The sequence below is a fragment of the Paenibacillus sp. CAU 1782 genome, from assembly GCF_054551715.1.
The window spans coordinates 92,382-113,603 of record NZ_JBTOLL010000012.1 but is presented as its reverse complement, the minus strand read 5'-3'; the positions used below and the strand labels follow the sequence as shown (position 1 = coordinate 113,603).

General features: G+C 50.0%; 19 protein-coding genes. 12 read left to right on the top strand and 7 right to left on the bottom strand.

Going from position 1 to position 21,222, the window contains the following annotated elements; all coding sequences use genetic code 11:
- Positions 1–201 precede the first annotated feature (201 nt).
- The 5 genes from ACX93W_RS20180 to ACX93W_RS20160 all read left to right on the top strand — a co-directional run bounded on the left by ACX93W_RS20180 (position 202) and on the right by ACX93W_RS20160 (position 7,241).
- Positions 202–2,454, top strand: a complete 2,253-nt coding sequence (locus tag ACX93W_RS20180) for a heavy metal translocating P-type ATPase (RefSeq protein ID WP_459394180.1) — start codon at positions 202–204, stop codon at positions 2,452–2,454.
- Positions 2,455–3,847: 1,393 nt separating this feature from the next.
- Complete coding sequence (locus ACX93W_RS20175) at positions 3,848–4,708, top strand: VOC family protein (protein WP_459394179.1); 861 nt, start codon at positions 3,848–3,850, stop codon at positions 4,706–4,708.
- Positions 4,709–4,920: 212 nt separating this feature from the next.
- Positions 4,921–5,559 carry an NAD(P)-dependent oxidoreductase gene (locus ACX93W_RS20170; protein WP_459394178.1) on the top strand — a complete coding sequence of 213 codons (639 nt, stop codon included), beginning with the start codon at positions 4,921–4,923 and terminating at the stop codon, positions 5,557–5,559.
- 56 nt (positions 5,560–5,615) lie between these two features.
- On the top strand, positions 5,616–6,263 hold the full coding sequence (locus tag ACX93W_RS20165) for a nitroreductase family protein (protein ID WP_459394177.1): 648 nt from the start codon (positions 5,616–5,618) through the stop codon (positions 6,261–6,263).
- 339 nt (positions 6,264–6,602) lie between these two features.
- On the top strand, positions 6,603–7,241 hold the full coding sequence (locus ACX93W_RS20160; protein ID WP_459394176.1) for a hypothetical protein: 639 nt from the start codon (positions 6,603–6,605) through the stop codon (positions 7,239–7,241).
- Here the strand turns inward: ACX93W_RS20160 and ACX93W_RS20155 are convergent.
- Positions 7,193–7,852 (bottom strand): SIMPL domain-containing protein, encoded by a 660-nt coding sequence (locus tag ACX93W_RS20155; protein WP_459394175.1) that lies wholly within the window; start codon positions 7,850–7,852, stop codon positions 7,193–7,195. The genes ACX93W_RS20160 and ACX93W_RS20155 overlap by 49 nt on opposite strands.
- 215 nt (positions 7,853–8,067) lie before the next feature.
- On the opposite strand from ACX93W_RS20155, the gene ACX93W_RS20150 reads away from it, so the two are divergent.
- Both ACX93W_RS20150 and ACX93W_RS20145 read left to right on the top strand, forming a co-directional pair.
- Complete coding sequence (locus tag ACX93W_RS20150) at positions 8,068–8,790, top strand: hypothetical protein (RefSeq protein WP_459394174.1); 723 nt, start codon at positions 8,068–8,070, stop codon at positions 8,788–8,790.
- Positions 8,787–9,455: a hypothetical protein gene (locus tag ACX93W_RS20145; protein ID WP_459394173.1), complete on the top strand. Its 669-nt coding sequence runs from the start codon at positions 8,787–8,789 to the stop codon at positions 9,453–9,455. The genes ACX93W_RS20150 and ACX93W_RS20145 overlap by 4 nt, the downstream gene beginning before the upstream one ends.
- Positions 9,456–9,513: 58 nt before the next feature.
- Here the strand turns inward: ACX93W_RS20145 and ACX93W_RS20140 are convergent, their stop codons facing one another.
- From ACX93W_RS20140 to ACX93W_RS20130, 3 genes are all read right to left on the bottom strand, one after another.
- Complete coding sequence (locus tag ACX93W_RS20140; RefSeq protein WP_459394172.1) at positions 9,514–10,110, bottom strand: stalk domain-containing protein; 597 nt, start codon at positions 10,108–10,110, stop codon at positions 9,514–9,516.
- Positions 10,111–10,197: 87 nt separating this feature from the next.
- On the bottom strand, positions 10,198–10,593 hold the full coding sequence (locus ACX93W_RS20135) for a bactofilin family protein (protein ID WP_459394171.1): 396 nt from the start codon (positions 10,591–10,593) through the stop codon (positions 10,198–10,200).
- A gap of 2 nt (positions 10,594–10,595) precedes the next feature.
- Complete coding sequence (locus tag ACX93W_RS20130; RefSeq protein WP_459394170.1) at positions 10,596–11,576, bottom strand: peptidoglycan DD-metalloendopeptidase family protein; 981 nt, start codon at positions 11,574–11,576, stop codon at positions 10,596–10,598.
- Positions 11,577–11,837: 261 nt separating this feature from the next.
- On the opposite strand from ACX93W_RS20130, the gene hisJ reads away from it, so the two are divergent.
- Both hisJ and ACX93W_RS20120 read left to right on the top strand, forming a co-directional pair.
- Positions 11,838–12,659: a histidinol-phosphatase HisJ gene (gene hisJ, locus ACX93W_RS20125; protein WP_459394169.1), complete on the top strand. Its 822-nt coding sequence runs from the start codon at positions 11,838–11,840 to the stop codon at positions 12,657–12,659.
- Positions 12,660–12,714: 55 nt separating this feature from the next.
- Entirely contained in the window at positions 12,715–13,176 is a 462-nt protein-coding gene (locus ACX93W_RS20120; protein WP_459394168.1) for a GNAT family N-acetyltransferase, read from the top strand.
- Between the two features lie 58 nt (positions 13,177–13,234).
- Here ACX93W_RS20120 and ACX93W_RS20115 read toward each other — a convergent pair whose 3' ends face one another.
- On the bottom strand, positions 13,235–13,654 hold the full coding sequence (locus tag ACX93W_RS20115) for a DUF2500 domain-containing protein (RefSeq protein ID WP_459394167.1): 420 nt from the start codon (positions 13,652–13,654) through the stop codon (positions 13,235–13,237).
- A 106-nt stretch (positions 13,655–13,760) separates the two neighbouring features.
- Positions 13,761–15,689: an ABC transporter substrate-binding protein gene (locus ACX93W_RS20110; RefSeq protein ID WP_459394166.1), complete on the bottom strand. Its 1,929-nt coding sequence runs from the start codon at positions 15,687–15,689 to the stop codon at positions 13,761–13,763.
- 164 nt (positions 15,690–15,853) lie between these two features.
- On the opposite strand from ACX93W_RS20110, the gene ACX93W_RS20105 reads away from it, so the two are divergent.
- The 3 genes from ACX93W_RS20105 to ACX93W_RS20095 all read left to right on the top strand — a co-directional run bounded on the left by ACX93W_RS20105 (position 15,854) and on the right by ACX93W_RS20095 (position 19,081).
- Positions 15,854–17,371 carry a DUF4153 domain-containing protein gene (locus ACX93W_RS20105; RefSeq protein WP_459394165.1) on the top strand — a complete coding sequence of 506 codons (1,518 nt, stop codon included), beginning with the start codon at positions 15,854–15,856 and terminating at the stop codon, positions 17,369–17,371.
- A gap of 12 nt (positions 17,372–17,383) precedes the next feature.
- The gene (locus tag ACX93W_RS20100; protein WP_459394164.1) at positions 17,384–18,262 is read left to right on the top strand and encodes a metallophosphoesterase; all 879 of its coding nucleotides are present in this window, start codon (positions 17,384–17,386) and stop codon (positions 18,260–18,262) included.
- Positions 18,263–18,868: 606 nt separating this feature from the next.
- A complete protein-coding gene (locus tag ACX93W_RS20095; protein WP_459394163.1) occupies positions 18,869–19,081 on the top strand; it encodes a hypothetical protein in 213 nt (70 codons plus the stop codon).
- 1,234 nt (positions 19,082–20,315) lie between these two features.
- Here ACX93W_RS20095 and ACX93W_RS20090 read toward each other — a convergent pair.
- Positions 20,316–21,032, bottom strand: coding sequence for a DUF421 domain-containing protein (locus ACX93W_RS20090; RefSeq protein ID WP_459394162.1), 717 nt, complete (start codon positions 21,030–21,032; stop codon positions 20,316–20,318).
- Between the last annotated feature and the right edge of the window lie 190 nt (positions 21,033–21,222).

Genomic DNA, 21,222 nt, shown 5'->3' with positions numbered 1-21,222 from the left:
CATTTGTTCGTCTTCGCCATTTATTTTACTCCATTGGAAAATAATACGCCAGCAACCAGCCCCTCCTTCGCCAAAACAGTACAATGGTACTAGGCAAGTAGTATCATTATATACCCTACAAGGGTATCGTAAATAACAATTGACTAATATAGGGTAGGGGGGTATACTGAGGACATAAATCGGCAGCAGGAGTTGATTACAATGGGAGCAATCCCGGCAAAAGAGCAAAGGAATGGAACTGGGCAGCAATCAGACGTTCAGGTGACATTGGATATAACGGGAATGACCTGCGCGGCATGCGCAAACCGGATTGAAAAGGGGTTAGGACGCATGGCAGGCGTCACTAGCGCCAGTGTCAATTACGCAATGGAAACCGCTAACGTTGTCTTTGCGCCGGACGCAGTGTCGACGGCGGATTTGCAGAACAAAGTGAAGCAGCTGGGGTATGAGGCGGCTCTGAAGCAGGAAGAGGAGAATAAGGAGCAGCGTAAAAAAGAGGAAGCAGCAAGGCAAAAACGAAAATTTTGGCTGGCTGCCGTATTGTCCTTGCCCCTCCTGTGGAGCATGGTGGGACATTTCAGCTTTACTTCATGGATGTTTGTTCCTGATCTGTTTATGAATCCGTGGTTCCAGCTAGCGGTGGCGGCCCCGGTGCAGTTTTACGTAGGAGCGCCGTTTTATGCAGGAGCCTACAAGTCACTTAGAAGCCGCGGCGCCAATATGGATGTGCTGATTGCGCTTGGCACGTCGGCGGCTTATTTCTATAGCGTCTATCTGACGCTGGACTGGTTCCGTGGCGGGGGAAGCTCCCATCACGCGCCTTCGCTCTATTTTGAAACAAGCGCAGTGCTTATTACCCTCGTTGTTCTTGGAAAATGGTTCGAGAGCAAGGCAAAAGGCCGCACCTCCGATGCGATCCGTTCACTTATGGGGCTGCAGGCGAAGATGGCTCATGTGCTGCGGGACGGCAAAGAACTGCGGATCCCGATCGAAGAGGTGCTTGTTGGTGATCAGGTGCTGGTCAAACCTGGCGAGAAGGTTCCGGTTGACGGAGTGGTGGTTGAGGGGGCGTCTTCTGTCGACGAATCCATGCTGACGGGGGAAAGCATTCCGGTGAGCAAACGAGAGGGCGACCCCGTCATTGGTGCGACCTTGAATAAAAACGGCTTGCTTATAATCAAGGCGGAAAAAATCGGAAAAGATACGGCGCTTGCGCAAATCATCAAAATCGTCGAGAAAGCTCAAGGCTCCAAAGCGCCGATTCAGCGGATAGCCGATGTCATTTCCGGCATCTTTGTTCCGATAGTCGTTGCCATAGCGGCAATCGCTTTTGTACTGTGGTATTTCCTGTTGGAGCCCGGCAATGTAAGCGGGGCGCTGGAGAAAAGCATTGCGATTTTGGTCATCGCATGCCCTTGCGCATTAGGGCTGGCCACGCCAACCTCCATCATGGCGGGTTCCGGACGGGCGGCGGAGCTTGGCGTTTTGTTCAAAGGCGGAGAGCACTTGGAAAAAACGCAAGAAATCGACACGGTCCTGCTGGACAAAACGGGAACCGTTACGGTAGGCAAACCGGAACTGACGGATGTCATCGCAGTATCTGACGAGGCTGAAATGCTGGCTTTGGCGGCGGCGGCGGAGAAGGGATCGGAGCATCCTTTGGCTGAAGCTATCGTCGCCGGAGCGGAGCAACGCGGCATCCAGCTGCCACAGATAGAGGCTTTCGAAGCGATTCCGGGTTATGGTGTCCGGGCTGTTGCGGGAGGCCGCAGCGTATTAATCGGCACCCGAAAGCTAATGGCGGCGGAAGGCATCCATGCATCGAAAGCCTATGGCAGAATGGCGGAGCTGGAGGGCAAAGGAAAAACCGCTATGCTGGTTGCCATTGACGGAGAATATGCGGGATTGCTTGGTGTGGCGGACACAGTCAAAACGACCTCCGTTTCGGCTATTGCAAGGCTGAAGGCTATGGGCCTTGAAGTCGTTATGATCACCGGGGACAATGAAGCAACCGCCAAAGCTATTGCCGCGGAAGTAGGCATAACCCGAGTACTTGCGGAGGTGCTGCCTGAAGGCAAGGCGGAGGAGGTCAAGAAGCTGCAGCAAAACGGCAGAAAAGTCGCCATGGTTGGCGACGGCATCAATGATGCCCCGGCTCTGGCGACTGCGACGATCGGCATGGCGATTGGCACGGGCAGCGACGTGGCGATGGAAGCCGCAGACGTAACGCTTATGCGCGGGGACTTGTCCGCAATCGCCGACGCAATTGCCATGAGCCGCAAAACGATGTCCAACATTAAGCAAAACCTGTTTTGGGCGCTGGGCTATAACACGCTTGGCATACCGATCGCCGCGATTGGTTTGCTTGCGCCATGGGTTGCAGGAGCGGCGATGGCGTTAAGCTCCGTATCCGTGGTGCTGAACTCGCTCAGGCTGCAGCGAATGAAGCTGTAGCCGAGTACGAAGCTGAGTACGAAGCTTCGCACGAAGCTGTGCGTGAGGCTACAGCGGCACGAAGCAGTATCCGAGTACGAGAAGCTGTGGTCGAGTACGAAGCTGCGCACGAAGCTGTGCGTGGGGCTATATCGGCATGAAGCAGTATCCGAGTACGAGAAGCTGTGGTCGAGTACGAAGCTGAGTACGAAGCTGTGCGTGGGGCTACAGCGGCACGAAGCAGTATCCGAGTACGAGAAGCTGTGGTCGAGTACGAAGCTGTGCGTGGGGCTACAGCGGCACGAAGCAGTATCCGAGTACGAGAAGCTGTGGTCGAGTACGAAGCTGCGCACGAAGCTGTGCGTGGGGCTATATCGGCATGAAGCAGTAGCGTATGGATCAGCAACATGAAGCAGCAGTAGACGAATCAATGAATGAAGCTTTAGCTTAAGAAGCGACATGTAGTAAAAGCCGCATAGAGGGGCTGTCCAAAAAGTTACAAAAATTGGCTGGGTGAGACGACGTAAGGTTTTCCGTCCAGCCTTCGTATGATTAGGTCAACCAATTTTTTCTGGTTGGCCTTTTTAAGTATCTGATTTTGCAGGTACATGGGAGGTGCATCTCCATCATATTCATCTGCTTGTCATTTTCGCTGTAGCGGACATGAATGTCCCTTACAAGGGGAAAATGCAACTTTTCTACATTGTAACGGACACATATGACCATTACAGCTTGAAAAAGAGCTAATATGGCATGATTTGAGGCTGTAACGGACACGGATGTCCGTTACATTCGCCAAAAGCTATGAAAAATACGGTTAATGGACATGGGTGTCCTTTACATTCATCAAAAGGTGTACTCCTGTCACAGAATTGAGAAACTGCTGCGTGAAATCTCCCTGTGATGTGGCTGACGGCGATGCAACAACCTGATTTCCGTACGATCTAATGGCGACCGGAAGATTCCTTTGTCTGTTGTCATTTCGTTTGCAGGCTGAAGGGGTTGGAATGGGGTCAAGAGGGCAGTCTATAATTGTCACCTATAAACGCGATCGCCCGCCCACCTTCTATATAAGTTCAACTAAATAGTGTTGGCAGGGGTTTAGGCTGCCGTAAGGAAGGTTCTTCCGATCGCAGTTGTTTCCAGATTTCCTGATTATATAGGTGTAATGTTGAACTCCGGAAACACAAGCGAACGCCTGAAACGTTCTGGAAGAACGTTACTTCGTAAGCATATGCTTTTCTTCAGAACCATCCTCACTTTGGCCTGCTACTGCCGGTTTTAAGTTGAACTTATATAGCAGCCAAAAAATATGCTTGACGATTGGACACTTAAAATATATACTTAATAACAAATAGTAAGTAACAATTCAATATATAGATATATACGAAATGAATGAGCCGAGGTGATAAAAATGTCTCATAAGCTGCACCCCGATACAAAGCTGGGAGCCGTTAAGCTGCGTGTCAGCAATTTGGCGCGTTCGCTCGCCTTTTATCAAGAGATCATTGGATTTTCCCTGCTGAAGCAGGAGGGGAATACGGCGGAACTAACCGTTGACGGTAAACATGCATTGCTGGTCCTTCAAGAGGTACCGAATGCCGTCGTTATTCCGCCGCAATCAGCTAGCGGGTTATATCATTACGCTATCCTGCTGCCTTCCCGCAAAGCGCTGGGGGTTTCGCTCAAGAGGCTTGTGGATGCCGGACTTCGAGTTGGGCAAGCGGACCATCTGGTTAGCGAGGCATTGTATCTGTCGGACCCCGACCTGAACGGTATCGAGATTTACCGCGATCGTCCAAGGGACGAATGGAGCTACAACCCGCAAGGTTATGTGAACATGGCTACCGACCCAATCGATTGGGAGGGGTTATTGAAGGAAGGCGAAGGCGTTCCATGGACCGGATTGCCGGAAGGAACTACGATCGGGCATGTCCATTTCCATGTAGGCGATATGTCAAAGGCCAAACGTTTCTATAGCGAAGCGTTGGGTTTTGATATTGAGGCCGATATGATGAGGATGGGTGCTTTGTTTCTGGGAGCGGGACGTTACCATCACCACATTGGCCTGAATCTGTGGGCCGGAGCGGGCGCTCCTCCCGTACCCACAAATGGAACGGGCATTGACTATTTTACCGTTGTTGTGCCAAACCGCGAGGAAATGGAAAAAACGTCTAAATCCGCTCAAGAATTCGGATTCCAGGTGGAAATAGACGGCGGCATCACATGGATTACAGATCCCTATGGCATCAAGATCAGACTCATCGCTGAATAAGCAACTGAAAGTAATTGAATGTGGAATATATTAATAGTTCTGCGCTTTGGAAACGAACGAACGAACGAATGCATGAACGAACGAATGCATGAACGAACGAATGCATGAACGAACGAATGCATGAACGAACGATCGAACGAATGCATGAACGAATGAACGAATAAATGAACGAACGAGCGAGCGCCAGACTCTAGGAAAGGAGGTTTACCGGTATGAAAATAGCCATTATCGGAGCAACCGGAAAAGCCGGCAAGCTCATTGCGGAGGAAGCGCTCAGCCGAGGCCATCAAGTAACAGCTTTCGTAAGAGACGCATCCAAAATAAGCGACAGCAGGCTTTCGGTTAAGCAGCAGGATGTATTTCACTTAACAACAGAGGATTTAACGTCCTTTGATGTGGTGGTTAATGCATTTGGCGCCACGCCAGGCAACGAGGCGGCTCACGTGCAAGCGGGCAACGTGTTGATCGACGCGTTAAAAGGCGTTAGCGGCACACGATTGTTTGTTGTTGGAGGCGCAGGCAGCCTGTATGTGGACGAAGCTGCAACTGTCCGTTTGATGGACACGCCGAATTTCCCAAAAGAATATTACGCTACAGCAAGCAATCAGGGAGAAAACCTGAATCTATTGCAAAAAACCGAAGGGTTGAACTGGACCTTCCTGAGTCCTGCCGCCTTTTTTGATCCACAAGGGAAACGAACCGGCTCCTATAAAGTCGGCAAGGATCATCTGCATACGAACAGCCAGGGCAAAAGCTATATCAGCTATAGCGATTATGCGATTGCAGTGGTTGATGAAATAGAGGAGCCCAAATCGTTAAACGCACGTTTTTCCGTAGTAGGGGAAGAATAAGAGAACGACTACGCTTCAAACCTAAAAAATATACATTTATTGGAGGAGTTTGCATTATGGGAATCATGGACAGCTTGTTTGGACAAGGAAAAAAATCGGAAACAGGTGCAAAAAGCTTTAACGAAGCAATCGAAAGCAGACGTTCTATTTATGCCATCAGCTCGGAGCAAGTTGTATCTGACGAGCGCATTCAAGAAGTCGTTAATCATGCAGTGAAACATACGCCATCTTCCTTCAACTCCCAAAGCGCACGCGTGGTGGTTTTGGTTGGCGAGCAACATAAAAAGCTATGGAACCTGACGACTGATACATTGAAAGCTATTGTACCGGCTGATCAGTTTGGCCCGACTCAGGATAAAATGAATGCTTTTGGCGCTGGTTACGGCACGGTGCTTTTCTTCGAGGATGTTGAAGTAGTGGAAGGCTTGCAAAAACAATTTGCGGCTTATGCCGACAATTTCCCGATCTGGTCCAATCAATCCAATGGCATGCTGCAATTGGTAATCTGGACAGGTCTTGAGCAAGAAGGTTTTGGCGCAACGCTTCAGCATTACAACCCGCTGATCGACGATGCCGTTAAAGCGGAATGGAGCATTCCATCCAGCTGGAAGCTGATTGCCCAAATGCCGTTTGGCAAACCGGTAGCGCCTGCTGGCGAAAAGCAATTTGCGCCGCTAGAAGGCCGCGTGAAATTTATCAAGTAAGGAAAGAGAAGATTCTTGCCGCTAACGCTGAACGCTAACGCTGAACGCTAACGCTGAACGCTAACGCTAAACGCTAACGCTAAACGCTAAACGCTAACGCTAAACGCTAACGCTAAACGCGGTTGCGCCTCCTCAAAGGGAGCTCTAGAGGCTTTCTCTCCAAACGAAACCGTCTGCAAAACAAAAGGCGCCTGTCGCCTCCGTCTTGCAGACGGTTTTTTTCTGCGCGCTGTCTCACTTGCCTTCTCCGCTCGGTACCAGGGATAGTTGGTACTTTTCGCGTCTGCTGCTCCTTGATATAGTTGTGACAACAACCAATCATTCAAGGAGGAGATTGTTATGCCGGCGGCCCGCATTCACAGCCATGTTCATGAAACCAGCAGAGAACGTTCCATTTATGTGCTGCTTACCGACACGGGAACGTTGTTTACGAAACTGATCAAAGGCTTTACGGGCGCTCCATACAATCATGCCTCCATTGCGCTGGATGCCGGGCTGAACGAGCTGTACAGCTTCGGGCGCAAAACAGCCAACAATCCTTTAATTGCGGGTTTTGTAAGGGAAGATGTCTATACGGGTACCTTTGCCCATTATCCCGCTACAAGCTGCGCGCTGCTCCGACTGGAGGCGACTCCCGAACAGAGGCAAGCCGTAAAAGAGATCATCTCGCGTTTTCAACATCAAAGCGAGGACTATCATTATCACTTGCTGGGGCTGCTGGGATTTCTGTTAAAGCGGCCTATCGAAACCGACAATGCTTATTTCTGCTCGCAATTTGTGGCAGATACGCTGCGGCAAAGCGGCTTTGAGCTGTGGGACCGCTCGTCGGCGCTGGTATCGCCGGATGACTTTTTGCGCCATGGAAGCGTGGAAATATTATATGAAGGCGATTTGTACGATTATCCGCTGCTGGACGAATTCCGTCTCCGTCAGGCAAACATATACCAGACTCGCACAGTGGCGCGGTACGTCAGTTGACCTGGAATAATGGAAGTGCCAAAGCTGTCCATAGCTGCGGCGGCTTTGAATAAAGGCTGACCTGGCGGCGTAAAGCCTGACTCCTCGACCTTGCAGGGAATGGCAGACAGCGAGACGCCAAGCGTATTGGCAATGACGGCAGCTTTTTCCTGCGCCTGCTTGATGGCGTTGGCTAGAGCTTGATGATAAGCAGCCTCCGTATTGGCGGCCTGGAAGGTTACCTCCGATACCCGGTTGGCTCCGTTTGCGACAGCGGTGTCGATAACCGTACCTGTCATTGCGATATCGTTCAGCGTGACGGACAACATATGAGTCACTTGATAACCTTGAAATTGCTGCGTTCCGTCTTCATAGGTATAACGAGGCTCGATTCCAAAAGCAGCGGTTGAGATATCGCTGATTTGCGTTCCCAATGACTTTAACGCCGCCGTGATCCCATTGATTGCAGCGGCATTTTCCCGTTGGATGGTTTCCAGACTTTCGCCTTCGCTTACAACCCCCAATTGAATGACTGCAATTTCCGGGTTTGCATTTGCCGTTCCTTCGCCAACAACCTCAATTGTGAAGCTGCATGCATCGGTGTTCGTTTCATTTTTGCCCAAACCGGTCATGGCCACCACTCCTTTCTTCCATTTATGACGTCTCCCGTCGTCTAATAGTTTCTTAACTCCTGAACCTTTCCAAATTAGAGATTAACTGGTATCCTTTGAAAAGGGAACGACTACCACTACGTACCATTATGTTCAGGGGGAAAAACATATGCGTATAAATGCTGCAAAGATGGCGGTAACGAAAAACCGCTCAAGCAGAAGGGAGATCTGCAAAGTTGATTGATCTGGAATTTCCGGGAAATCTCGTTTCATGGCTGCTAACTTCCGCGGCCTGGATCGGTATATCGATTGTGTTGATTCGTCATTACAGGAGGCAGGAGAGCAAACCTGTTTTATGGAAAGCGCTGCTGGCCGTTATTATAGGGATTCCCGCTTTTAATGCCCATATTGATATGTTCGGCTTTACAGGCAAGCTGGCGGTGTTGCCCATTGGCGTTGGATTGATTTATGTTGTCATAAAAAAAGAATCCTGGCAGAAGTATAGAATGTTTGCTTGGGCCGGTTTTTGGAGTAACTACGCCATGTTGGCCGTTGCGCTTTTAACGGGAATGCTGTTTTCGGCAGTTTATCCCACAGGCGAGTTGTCCACTTACCTTGCACATGTGGATAAAGCCAGGCTGGTGCAAACCCATCCGTCCGCGCCGTCTGGACAATTCACTGTGGAGAAGCTAAAGGTTTCAATACAAGAAGCTGTGCTTCAAGACAATTTTCCGGTTTTAGACTGGTATCATCAGTCCATGCTGGAAGGCGAAGTTTTATACCGGAAGGAACGATTTCCGTTTATGCTAAACGGTATCGAACCCCAATGGGGCAGCGGCATCCATAGCTCGGCGTTTGTGGAAGCTGACGGCCAGGGGCTGCTAATTGTTACCGGGAGCGATTATTTATATTTCAGGTCCGAGGAGCCATTTGTTTGGATTGGAGGGGAGGGGCAATGAACAGAAGGAAGCTGTTGAAGATTTTGATTGCTTTGGCGGCTGTCATATGGCTGGCCTGGAATTTTGACGGCAAGCCGGGAGCCGTCCCGGCACATGATGAGGCTCTAACTATGCTGAAGTCATTTGCCCCCGACGTCAAAATAACAGAAGCGCTGGATGTGATGCCCCTGGGGCCAAAACATCTGTTTGTTCCCTTTTCATATGAAGGAAACAATCGCGGCTCCAGCTTCATTGTCTGGGAACGCTTCAAATGGCGCGTTGCAAGGGTTACTACTGACACGACCCCGATTATTTGGCAGTCGGGATTAAGCGATAACTCCAAAAAAGCGATCGTTTGGCATTTTGCTCCCGAACAAAATGTGGCGGAGCTCAGCTTTTATTTTTTAGCGGATAGGAATGTCGGATATAGCGGGGGACAAAATATCTATTTTCCGCGTATTCAAATGGAGCAGGCGATTCCGTCGGAAAACATCTCCTACGGGGTGATGGCATTTCCGCAGGAATGGGAACACCTCGGCAAGCTGCGAAAGGTTTCTTATGCCGGCTGGTTTATCCGCAAAGAGAAAATGGGAGAAGCTCCATCCATAGTTGAGAGCCGTTCCATTGAAACCGGCAAGATCATTACGCGTCATTTGCGAATTATTAATGAATCGGAATTGGATTAAACGGATATTTCGCAAACCAGCATGAAAAACGGCCGATCGTCCCTTTTGCAAGGGAAGGTCAGCCGTTTTTTTGATCCCATGTCTCGGGAAAGCTGAGCGTCTCAGCCGTATCGTAGGAAATATAGGTCATGCCATTCTGTACAAAAAAGTGAGCGGCCAGCTCATAGCCGTTTTTCATCACTGTCCCTTCGTGCAATAGCAAGGAAAAGGATTCTTCGCCGATCGTGATATCGATTGTTGCATTTTCGGCATTATAGGTTAAAGAGCCTCCATGCTGCTCGACGTATCCGCGAAGAGGTATAAAGCTTCTGCCCGCCGTGTGAACGACGTCAAGTCCAACTTGCGGAGATGCTGCGGCAGAAACAGAGACGGCTTGAGCTTGAGCCGCCACTGTTGATGGATTGTTTTCCGCCTTGAAAAATGCCGCTCCGATCGTTTGCTCTTGAGGCGCAGCAGCAGTTTCTCCGGATGTATAGTTTTGCAATAAAGCCGAGGGTAACTCGGCGCTTTCTTCGTGGATCGACAGGGATACAGGCTGTCCGGCCGCTGCGCTCCGATTGTATTGATCGTCAGGCAAGCGGGGATTGGTCAACGCGCCGATCAATGTAAAGAAGGCAAGTGTCATGATCGTAATATTTCCAAAGTTCAGCTTCATGGTTGCAGTCTCCTATCCTGAAATTAAGGATAGTGTACCCCGCAATTGTATGGAGAATGATAACGTAATATAAATTTTTCGTTATCTTTAAGAGGAAGCTTTCAGCTTGGGAGATGCGCTTTCTGGTTGAGAGGCATTCATTTTGCTGGTTCCGTTAAAAACGCCGCCGGCTTCAATAATAAGCGAAGCTGCCGTCAAATTGCCGTTCAGCACGCCCGTCGAACAAATTGTCAGCTTGCCGCGCACGTTGGCGTCGCCGTTTAACTCGCCTGCAAGCACAAGGTCGCGTGCGGAAATATTGGAGTTGGCGCAGCCTTTTTCGCCAATGATGACGTCTCCGCTGGAGGCGATATCCCCGATGACGGTTCCCTCCACGCGAATGCCGGCTTCGGATTTGATTTTTCCTTCAAAGGTGGTGCCTTCCCCAACTAAAGTGTCCGTGGAGTCCGGATTGATTTTGCCGCCGCTTTTTGGTTTAAACATCGTTATTCACTTTCCTTTCGATCTTCTTTAAGATAGGGCATCGGATTGACGTTTGTTCCATTGACGAATACCTCGTAATGCAGATGCGGTCCCGTGCTTCGCCCCGTATTGCCAAGCTCTCCGATTTGCTGCCCCTTGGTGACGGTGTCCCCAACTTCCACCAAACGTTTGTTTAAATGCAGGTAGCGGGTTTTAATGCCGCGTCCGTGATCCACAATAATGTTGTTGCCCTGGGGATATGTATTTTCGGACAGAGTAATGACGCCATCGGCCGCGGCATAGATCGGATCACCTCTGCTGCCGCCCAGGTCAAGACCGGAATGCAGCGACGTTCGGCCTGTAAAGGGATCGCGCCTGACGCCGAAGGTCGAGGTAATCTTGCGGGAATCCGCAGGCCAGATGGTTGGCGTGATGTCCTGTATATGCTGGTATTGCAGCATGGCTTCCTTGGTTTTCTCCAGGCTAGGCTTAAGCTCCTCCATCAACTGTGACAATGCGGAAAAGTCTTCTATGGTCTGCTTCGCCAGATGCTCCTGCTCCATTTGCGGAAGAGGGAATTCTTCTCCTCCTTGTCCTCCGCTTTCCTCCGTTAAGGCAGAGCTGATTTGGACTTCGGAGCTTTCGATGCCGGCAATATCCTTTAATTGCGCTTCCAGCTCCGCAATATCAATCATCTTGCTTTCAATTTCCCGCGCCTGCTCCGCCAGCACTGCCAAATCCGACTCCAATGTGGCAATTTGGTTGATTTTGTCCGACAGCTCTTCTGCGTGTTGCTCCTGCGAGGCTGCGATTTGACCGGTTAGTTTTCCTATGACGGCTTGATTGTCAGTGAACAGGTAAATAAACAGCGCCGAGCATGCCGCCAATAATATGAAAATAGCCGGAATAAGCACAAGCAGACTTGCGGATACGCTGTAACGCCGGACGGATTGATTGGCGTCGGGAATAAAAACCAGCGTAAACCGTTTGGACATCCATTTCATGACGTTCCTCCTACATTTTCCAGAGCATTAAAAAGTTAGGAAATATATGGTTCATAACATAATTAACCAGTTTTTTATTCGACAACCTCTTGCAGAAATCCTTTATTTTGCTGAAATATAGCGGGAATTGGCTTCTGTCATCTCTTCATGTCGTGAAAAAGGGAAGGGCGCGTTATTCCCTTTACGAGGATACCCGGGGTTATGGTAATCTATTGATAGGAGTACGTACATGTTAACCTGAAGATGGAGGAGCATTCTGATATGTTGAAGTGGGATGGTCATACACATACCAAGTTTTGTTATCATGGCAGCAACGATGAACAGGAATTGTATTTGGAAGAAGCAATCGCGCAGGGCTTTCAGCGTTATACCATGAGCGAGCATCCTCCGCTGCCGGAGGGCTGGGTCGATAATGAGAAGCTGATGGACGAGCTTGCGATGCCGGAGTCCGAGCTGGCGAGTTATTTCGCATATGCGAAAGAAATGAAAGCCCGTTACGAGGGGAAAATCGAGGTGACGGTCGGGTTGGAGCTTGACCATTTGCCCGGTCATTATGGCTTCACCAGACGATTTGTCGAGAAGTGGGGACATGAGCTGGAGGATGTCGTCTATTCGGTCCATTACCTGCGCGGAGCGGGGGGAATGCGATGCATCGATTTTACGCCGGATGATTTCAAGGAAGGATTGTTGTCTTTTTACGGCACGATGGATCAAGTCATTAATGAATATTTCGATCACGTTGAAACGGCCATCGCTTGGGCGGGCAAGCTGCCGATGCGCAAAAGAATCGGCCACCTGGGCCTGATCCGCAAATTCGAAAAAGAGCTTCCTCCCATAAACGAAGCCTTGTTTCGTTCGCGGCTGGAGGCGCTTCTGCCGATCCTGCACGATACGGGGGTTGGGGTGGATGTAAACTGCGCGGGCTTGCGCGTGCCGACAATCGGGACGCCGTATGTGCCGGACTGGTTTATAGCGGAATGTCTAAAGCGGGGCATTCCATGCGTCTATGGCTCCGACAGCCACAAGCCTTCGCATGTGGGGCTGGGCTGGGACTGGTTTGCTGCCCAAACAAAAAAGGCTTAAGGGCTGATTAACATAAACAGAATAGAAAGATAACGGGATGGAGAGAAGGATGGAGATGAAGGACATACTCATTAAGGAAGTACCCAGCGACAGCGCCGATTTAGCGGAATTGATTGCCGCGCTTGATCTCTATCTGTTGGGCCTGTACAGACCGGAGGAGATTTACACCGTTGATTTTGCCGATCCCAAAACAAAAGATATGATATTTGTAGTTGCTTACGACGGCGACCGGGCGATCGGCTGTGGCGGCATCAGGCTGCTTGATGCCGAATCGGTGGAATTAAAGCGATTTTTTGTTGTGCCGGATATGCGCCGTGGAGGTGTTGCCGGCAGCATTTACCGGTATTTGGAGGAGCGCGCGGCGGGGCTTGGATGCCGGATTATGCGGCTGGAAACGGGTGAGCCGCAGCATGAGGCGGTTACCTTTTACCAGAAATACGGATATTACAAAATTGAGCCGTTTGGCGAATACGAAGGCTGCGAAAGCTCTCTTTGCATGGAAAAAGTACTGCCGTAATTCAAAATGCCCGCCAGCCGGTGTTGTGTCGCCGGTCGGCGGGCATTTTCATGGGAGTCTAGGTATACGAATTTTCGCCGCTGCGCTCGAAAGCAACAATCCAATCGCCTTGCGTGGCCGCATAGCCGGTATCTCCTTCGACGACTAGGCCATACAAGCCTTTAACATCAAGGTATTCCTTGCGGGAGCCGTTGTCGAATTCCAGCGTGATGTAATAATAGGTTCGTGACGTGCCGGTTGTGCCGATATGGTCATTTTGATGGTGCATATTATGACTGGCATGCGACCGGACCTCGGTCCGTTTCGCGATTACTCGGACAAAGGCGCTTTCCTTCGGCGCTTGAGCATTTTTCGCGTTTTTGAAGATTGAAAATATGAAGGTGCCGATAATCAGGACAAATACAAGGATGAATAAAAAAGGAAACACATTAGCTATTAACGAAAATCCATAATCTCCAAATGAAGGACCAAAACCCACGACCGTTCACTCCTTATGACGATATTATAAGTGTTATACGCACGAATTTGTGTTTTGTAGCAAAAGCTGTTGTTTTTGGTCTATGCCGGAAGCCAAAGATTACCGGTTACCGGAACCATAAATCCCGAAACCGTACCCAACTCAGCGATTCCAGCGCAATACCGCGCACGGAAGGGTGAAAAGCGGTTTTGAGATGCTTGCGGTACAGAAACATCAAGTTTCCTCGGGCAGTCAGCCATTTTTCAAGCTCGATAAACTTTTCCCTCCTGACGGAGCTGTCCTCTTCTTTCAGAATAGATGAAACCATGCCTTCCGTTGCGAGGCGGCTTTCCGAAAGCATATGCTGCCCCATGCTTGTAAACAGATCCACTAGCCTCAGCTCCCGGTGTTCGTCGAGCATGATGGAGAACAGCAGCAGATCGGCGCTCATCCGCGCGGTGCCCTTGAATTGAGCCGCCGGAATCGTCTCGATATCCAGCGCTATTCCTTGGCTGGCGAGCAGACGACGAAGCAGTCTTGCATCGCTTCCGTATTGCGGAATCGTCACCAGCTTAAGCGGCGTTGTCCCGAATAACGCCTTGCTTCGTTTCTTCCAGTATTCATCGTTATTTTCATTGCTTTCCTCCAGGGAATCGGACTCGCCCCAGAAGCTGGAGGCGGCTTCAATGACATCGCCGGATAACAGTGCAAGTAGCTGCTTGCGGTCAATGAGGGCATTTAATGCCTGGCGCGCTTCGATGCTGGACAACGGGCCGTCTTTGGATTCGTTGACGGTCAAATATTTGCATGTGGTGCCGGATTGCCGCACCTGCTGCCATTCGCCAGCCGCATGGTCGCTCATGCGGACATTGTGCATCACCTGATATTGGCGACGCTCTTGACCGGGAGATGTCGATGCCTCCTGCTGGTTGGATTCTTCAACAGATGTTTTCTGCTCGGACGTTTCCGCTATTTTGCCCATTAAATCGGTGGACGTCTTGATACGCGATGGCTCGCCCGAATCGGAGCTGGCGCCGAAAGGATCCATTTCCCTGGCTTCCGAACCCGGCATGGCCCATACCTCAACCCGATCCAGAAACGCCCGCCCCAAAAAATAATTCGAAAAGGCTTCCAGGCTCCATATGCCATGCTCGGAGGGAAGAAGGCGGAAGGGACCGGTACCGATCACGGAACCGCCGGACTCCTGATGCCCGAATCGTTCACCTTCGGCTTCGCAAATATCGCGCGGAACGATGGATGCCCTGTTTGTGGTCAAAAAGGACAAGAAGGCTTCATTACGCTCCTTCAGCTTGATGACTACCGTTGTATCATCGGCCTTTTCCATATGTTGAATGCCGTTGTAGACCCAGCTGTACAAACCTGCCGGCGCCATCCGCCCCAGCCGCTTAAGAGAATAAATAACATCACTTGCCGTCATGACCCTGCCATGGTGAAACTGGACGCCCTTGCGCAAATAAAGAATCCATTCGGTGCGGTCTTTATTGCTCTCCCAGGCATGGGCGAGATGGGGAAGCGGCGTCTCCCCCTTGGCATCCATACGAAGCAGGCTGTCGAAGAGCTGATTGACCAGATGCGATTCGCCAAAATAATGGATGCGGGCGGGATCAAGCGATTGAATCGTGCCGGGCAGCGGGAAACGGAGCGTGTCCATGCGGCGGGTATTTTGCATTTCGGAATGGAAGCCGAATTGGCCCGTCAGCCAGTCCTGGAACGGTTCAAGCAAAGCCGTTCCGCCAGGCTGCAGCAGCTGCAGCGCGGACTTTAAATCGCTTCGCTGGGCCAGCTCCTTGGCTTCTTCAAGACGCAGCGCGTCTGCGGGAATTACAAATACCAGCTGCGAGCGGTTGCCGCGACCCCGTCGCGGCGTCCATTGCAGCCAGCCTTCGCCCCGCATCCGTCCCAGCACAAAAACAACATTGCGATGGGTGCAATCCAGCGCTTCCGCAAGCTCGGTCAAGGTTGTTTCGATCGGCTGGCCTTCTCCGACGCCGGGAAACATGCCTCTTAACACAAGATAATGCCGCCTGATTTTCACCGTATCCCTCCTTTTTGAACGATTATATATAAAATATGAAATTACTGACGCAGAAGTTGCACTTTTTGTTCCTGTTTTATAGGTTACAATAAAAGTGAGAGTTTAAAAAGTCTGGTTTTCAGACTCGAGAAGTTTGGGAGAATGTGAAAAAGGAGTGTTTAGCAATGAGAGATCCGGCGCCATGGCAGAGAAGGTATGACCGGCTGCTGGCAATGGCAGTGGTGTTTGGCATTGCCTCACAATATTTGTTCGTTGGCAAATCGTTTGGCCTTTCGATTCCATTATTTGTTCTAGGCTTTTATGGCCTCTACTTTTATTCCATGAAAGGGAGATTCGGCGGCTTCGACAAATGGCAGGGCCAGTCCAAAACCGGATGGCTGTTATTTGTGCCGATCGCCATGTTGTCTCTTAGCTATGTTTTTTTCGCCAATTATCTGTTTTGGTGGCTGAATATTCCTGCCTTATTCCTGTTGATCGTCATTCAGACGATGCTGCTTACTAGAGGCGGCTCCCAGCCGTGGAATCGTCCGGTTTTCTATAGCGAGCTGCTGTACCAGTGGATGATCAAACCTCTGGAGCATGTGCCGGTTCCCTTTGGAATGGTGGCGGAAAAGCTGCGCATCGGCAAAAGCTCCCCCGCCCGCAAAGGGCCTTGGGGGAAAATCGCGCTTGGACTGCTCATCGCCGCGCCGCTCTTATTGATTATCGTATCCTTGCTGGGATCGGCAGACAGCATCTTTATGTCATGGATTAACTCGATCCCGTCATTGTTCGACTCCCGATTTGCCGGCGAAGGTTTTCTGCGAGTATTTACAGCTGTTTTCATAGCTATCTATGTATTTTGTTATTTGTGGGGTTTGATGTTTCCGCGCAAACCAAAGCCTCAGCCGGATTTTGGTCCGGAATTTGGCCGGGTTGCGGAGCTCCCCTCCGAAAAGGCCGCGATAGGCGCGGATCCCGTAATAGCTTCAACTGTTCTGGTCTGCATCAATTTGGTTTACGTATTGTTTGCCGCCGTGCAATTTACTTATCTGTTCGGAGCGGCGGAAGGCTTGCTGCCTGCCGGAACGGCTTATGCGGAGTACGCGCGCCAAGGCTTTGCCGAATTGGTGATGGTCGCTATTCTGAATATTGGCCTGCTGCTGCTGGGGTTGCATTACATTTCCCCTGGCGGCAAAGGAATGGATGCGCTTCGTCGCATCTTGCTGACCCTGCTGATGCTTAGCTCTCTCGTCATGCTGGTATCGGCCTACAGCAGGCTTTCCCTGTATGAGGATGCTTACGGCTACACCCAGCTGCGCTTGCTGGTGCATGGGTTTATGATCATGCTTGGCGTCTGGATGGCAGTGGCGCTAGCCCGGATCTGGTATGGACGTTTTTCGCTAGCCAAAATATATATTGCGATTGCGGTGGCATCCTACGTCGTGATGAATTACGCCAATCTGGATGCGCGTATAGCGGATAACAACATCGCGCGTTATGAAGAAAGCGGAAAAATCGATTTTAGCTATTTGGAGATGCTTTCGCCGGATGCAGCTCCATCGCTGCTTGCCTTCAGCGAAAAATATCCCGATCTTCTGACGCTGAGTAATGTGGTCAAGGAATTGAAGCTGGAAGCCAGGAATGAAAGACGAACCACCTGGCCGTCTTGGAATTTGTCGTACCATCGGTTGATGGAGTAGGAGGATGGCAGCATGAGCAAAACAAAACGGTGGCTGTTTATCTATTTGCCCGGAGCGATCGTGCTGTTGTTTGTGTTCCTCCATCAGGAGAACAACGCCATCGGCATAACGACGCATCAATTGATGTCGCCTGCGCTGCCGCAAGGTATTGAGGGATATCGTATCGTTCATTTGTCCGATCTCCAGAGCAAGGAGTTTGGCAAGGAGCAGCGCCCCCTGCTGCGCAAGGTGAAAGAGCTGAAGCCCGATCTCATTCTGATGACGGGCGATCTCGTGGATTCCTCCCATTTTGATAGGGATGCCAGTATGGGGCTGATGGATGGGCTTCTGGATATCGCGCCGGTGTATTTTTCGGTGGGCAATCATGAATATGCGGTGCGAGAGTACCCCGAGATGGAAGAGGAAATGATCGCAAAAGGCGTTCACGTGCTTCGCAATGAGCTGGAGTATGTGCCCGCAGGCGAAGGGCAAATTGTTCTGATCGGAGTGGACGATCCTATCTACAACCGGGTAGAGGACGGGGATGTGGCCAAAATAAACAGCCATCTGGATCAGGCGATGCAAGAGGATGATGGCGAAGGATATTATCGCATCCTGCTCAGCCATCGGCCCGAGCTGTTTGACGTTTACGCCGAACGCGGCTTGGAGCTAAGCTTGTCCGGCCATGCCCATGGCGGGCAAATCCGGCTTCCTTTTGTCGGCGGCATGTTTTCCCCAGGCCAGGGAAGCTGGCCCAAGCTGTCGGAAGGCATCCACTGGCAGGACGAGTCCGCCTTGATCGTAAACCGCGGCCTCGGCAATAGCGTCTTTCCGCAGCGGCTGTTCAACCGCCCCGAAATCGTGCTGATCGAGCTGTCTCACGGCGAGCCGGCTACGCTGCCTCTCTCCTGACAAGCTCCCGGTATTGTCGCCTAAGCGCTGCAAGGCGCTCTCAGAACTAACAATCGGGCGTTTGGCTTCGTTGCAATGGCCAAGACCCCCGAGGCTGCTCCTTCATAAACTATGGAGACGAGATGTTTTGGGGATTGAGCAAGTGCAACGGTCGAGACGGGATGTTTTGGGGGATTGAGCAAGTGCAACGGTCGAGACGGGATGTATTGGGGATTGAGCAAGTGCAACGGTCGAGACGGGATGTTTTTGGGGATTGAGCAAGTGCAACGGTCCAGAAGGGAAGTTTTGGGGATTGTTCAAGTGCAACGGTCCAGAAGGGAAGTTTTGGGGATTGTTCAAGTGCATCGTTAGAGACGGGATGACTTGGAAATTGTTCAACTGGAGCGCCTGAGGTGGCGGCATTTTGAACAGATGGGTTGAGGGAGCGGCTTGGCATGAAGCGTTATTGCAGCGGAGTTACCATTGTCAAAAATGAAGGCACAATTGTGTTCGGAAATATCTTTGAGCTGTCGCCCTCCTCCAACTCCACCACGATTGCAAATTCCGGTGCGGGAAACGAGGGCGAGGTTATGCTGGAAAACGGGCGCAGTGGGAGCAATGGCGGGAATGGGGCAAGTGGGGCGAGTGGAGGCAGCGGGACCAAGAGGTCTAAGAGTAGCAAGAGATGCAACAAGAGGTCTAAGAGTAACAAGAGATGTAAGAGGCGTAAGAAAAACAAGAGATGTAGATGTAAGAAAAACAAGAGATTTAGATGTAAGAAAAACAAGAGATGTAGATGAAAGAGAAACAAGAGATGTGATAGAAGTTAGGAATGTATGAAAGCACGAATATTAAGAAATGGGAGAAAAAATATGTAAAGAGTATTTATTATGTAAAAATATATATAATGAAAAAATGTGATAGAGGTAATAAAGTATGGGGAGCAAGAGAAGTAAGAAATGCAAGAAGCAATAGAGGAAGCAATAGAGGAAGCAACAGTTGTGGTAGGTGTAAGAGAAACAGGAGATGTAACAGATGTACGAGAAACTAAGGGTCAAGAGGTTTGAGAGCAAGATGAGGACCGAAAAAGCAGCGAGCGAAAAAGACTCGTGATGCGGAAGGTGCAATATGAGCAGGACAAGGGCAGGCAAGATCAGGATAAGGGCAGTACAAGGGCAGATATAAGAGAAAAAGCCAGGTATGCAGCAACCCAAAAATCTCTAACGGACATCCGTGACCGCTAGCAGCGTTTTTTGGAGAATTTTCGCGGCTAAAGGACATCTGTGACCATTAGAACAGTTTTTTGGGAGAAATGGGCTGATTTTCGAGCGCTAGTGGACATAGATGTCCGTTACAGTTGCTGTTTTGTTCATATTTCGCCTTTAACGGTCACCGATGACCATAGGTTCAGCCGAGAAGAATTCCCAGAGAAAAAAGGTTGCGATCGATTCGACCACTTGCTTGCCGCGAATGGTTCAGTCGAGGAGAATGCCCAAAGAAAAAAAGGTGCCCGCTGCAACGGGCAGCGGGCTAAAAATTTATATTTTAAAAAAGGGGGTCGAGTTCTATTATAGGCCTTCTTCATTAAGAACGGATGAAAGAAATATTTCAGTTGCATTACAAATGATGGATGAGTCTTCCACCCAATTTAATTTATGTATGTAGGAGCTTGCTTTTGATCTGTTCCAGGTGATGGCTGTCATGTTCCTTCACCGACCGGTTCAAGCAATGTAAGCTCATCTATTTCTGCTAACGCTGCAAGTTGTTCGGTTGTTTCTTGAAATGCGGCAGCCGCCTTCAGTCCCACCACGATTACCTCCTGTCACAGCTAAAAATGGGGATCTCTGAAATATTATAAGTCAAAGAACGTGTAGAGACAAAGAGCACGGAGAGACAAAGAGCACACAGAGACAAAGAGCACGGAGAGACAAATATCATCTAGAGACAAAGAGCATAGAGAGACAAAAAATATGCAGATACAAAAAATATGTAGATACAAAGAAATTGCGTTGCCATTTTGAGATTCGATTGCGAAGCAGAAAAATATCTTCAATTGCGAAGCAGAAAAATATCTTCAATAAATCAATGGCGGCAGGGAAGGCTGAACGACCTTGGGCGTAATATTTAAAGCTCCATTATCGTCCACTGTTGCAAAAAAAATGTCCTCGGCTGCATATCCGCTGCTTTTCAACTTTTTCTCGAGCCACGCCTGATTGTACCCCAAAGAAGACAATGTTTTTTCCAGCACGATGCCTTCTCGTATGAGAGGATAGGACAAGCCGATGGCGGCGTCGTTGTTTTGAAGCAGCTCCTGCGTCAATTGCTGATTGTTTTTTTGCTGGAGCACGCTAAGCCCGCCATCGCCTTCCAGGATAGCCAGCTCGACCGTTGAAGCGTCAAAAATGCTCTGTTCCCTCAACATGGCTGTAACATCCTCAATACTGTATTGCACCTTCCGCATATTGCCCTGAATAAATTGCCCCTTGTTGATGACGATAACGGGTTCAAAGGTCACCAGTTTGTTGAATTTGCGGAATCTAATGACCAGATAGGCGAACAAGCGCTGGAGTATGCCAATTGCGATTACGGCTACAGCCGTATGGATATGCTCCACTTTTGGGTCCGCGATATCCGCGCCAACAACTGAGCCCAACGACAAAAAGATCAAAAAATCAAAGATCGGCAGCTGTCCAACAGACCGCCTCCCCATGTACAGAGCGACAATCAGCAGCAAAGGATAGATGGTATAGATCCGTCCGATTACCAGCATGGAATCTTTAATAAACGACATGCCTGCCTCCTGGAAAAAAATTACCGTACAGATCCGTTTGCCTCGGCTCTCCCGGTTGCGAAACCTTGATTAGTTTGGTCACCAGCGTAATTTTCCAGTTTATGGTGTCCGATTGGTCCATTGATTATGCACGCCGGATTGAGGGACTCTAGTAATTTTGAAGAGAAAAAATAAACAGATTAGCAGGATT

Coding starts and splice junctions, on each gene's coding strand:
- ACX93W_RS20145 (WP_459394173.1), top strand. CDS start 8,787: ATGAACAGAAGGAAGCTGTTGAAGATTTTGATTGCTTTGGCGGCTGTC.
- ACX93W_RS20155 (WP_459394175.1), bottom strand. CDS start 7,852: ATGACCGGTTTGGGCAAAAATGAAACGAACACCGATGCATGCAGCTTC.
- ACX93W_RS20120 (WP_459394168.1), top strand. CDS start 12,715: ATGAAGGACATACTCATTAAGGAAGTACCCAGCGACAGCGCCGATTTA.
- hisJ (WP_459394169.1), top strand. CDS start 11,838: ATGTTGAAGTGGGATGGTCATACACATACCAAGTTTTGTTATCATGGC.
- ACX93W_RS20170 (WP_459394178.1), top strand. CDS start 4,921: ATGAAAATAGCCATTATCGGAGCAACCGGAAAAGCCGGCAAGCTCATT.
- ACX93W_RS20130 (WP_459394170.1), bottom strand. CDS start 11,576: ATGAAATGGATGTCCAAACGGTTTACGCTGGTTTTTATTCCCGACGCC.
- ACX93W_RS20175 (WP_459394179.1), top strand. CDS start 3,848: ATGTCTCATAAGCTGCACCCCGATACAAAGCTGGGAGCCGTTAAGCTG.
- ACX93W_RS20165 (WP_459394177.1), top strand. CDS start 5,616: ATGGGAATCATGGACAGCTTGTTTGGACAAGGAAAAAAATCGGAAACA.
- ACX93W_RS20135 (WP_459394171.1), bottom strand. CDS start 10,593: ATGTTTAAACCAAAAAGCGGCGGCAAAATCAATCCGGACTCCACGGAC.
- ACX93W_RS20140 (WP_459394172.1), bottom strand. CDS start 10,110: ATGAAGCTGAACTTTGGAAATATTACGATCATGACACTTGCCTTCTTT.
- ACX93W_RS20095 (WP_459394163.1), top strand. CDS start 18,869: ATGGGGCAAGTGGGGCGAGTGGAGGCAGCGGGACCAAGAGGTCTAAGA.
- ACX93W_RS20100 (WP_459394164.1), top strand. CDS start 17,384: ATGAGCAAAACAAAACGGTGGCTGTTTATCTATTTGCCCGGAGCGATC.
- ACX93W_RS20090 (WP_459394162.1), bottom strand. CDS start 21,032: ATGTCGTTTATTAAAGATTCCATGCTGGTAATCGGACGGATCTATACC.
- ACX93W_RS20105 (WP_459394165.1), top strand. CDS start 15,854: ATGAGAGATCCGGCGCCATGGCAGAGAAGGTATGACCGGCTGCTGGCA.
- ACX93W_RS20160 (WP_459394176.1), top strand. CDS start 6,603: ATGCCGGCGGCCCGCATTCACAGCCATGTTCATGAAACCAGCAGAGAA.
- ACX93W_RS20180 (WP_459394180.1), top strand. CDS start 202: ATGGGAGCAATCCCGGCAAAAGAGCAAAGGAATGGAACTGGGCAGCAA.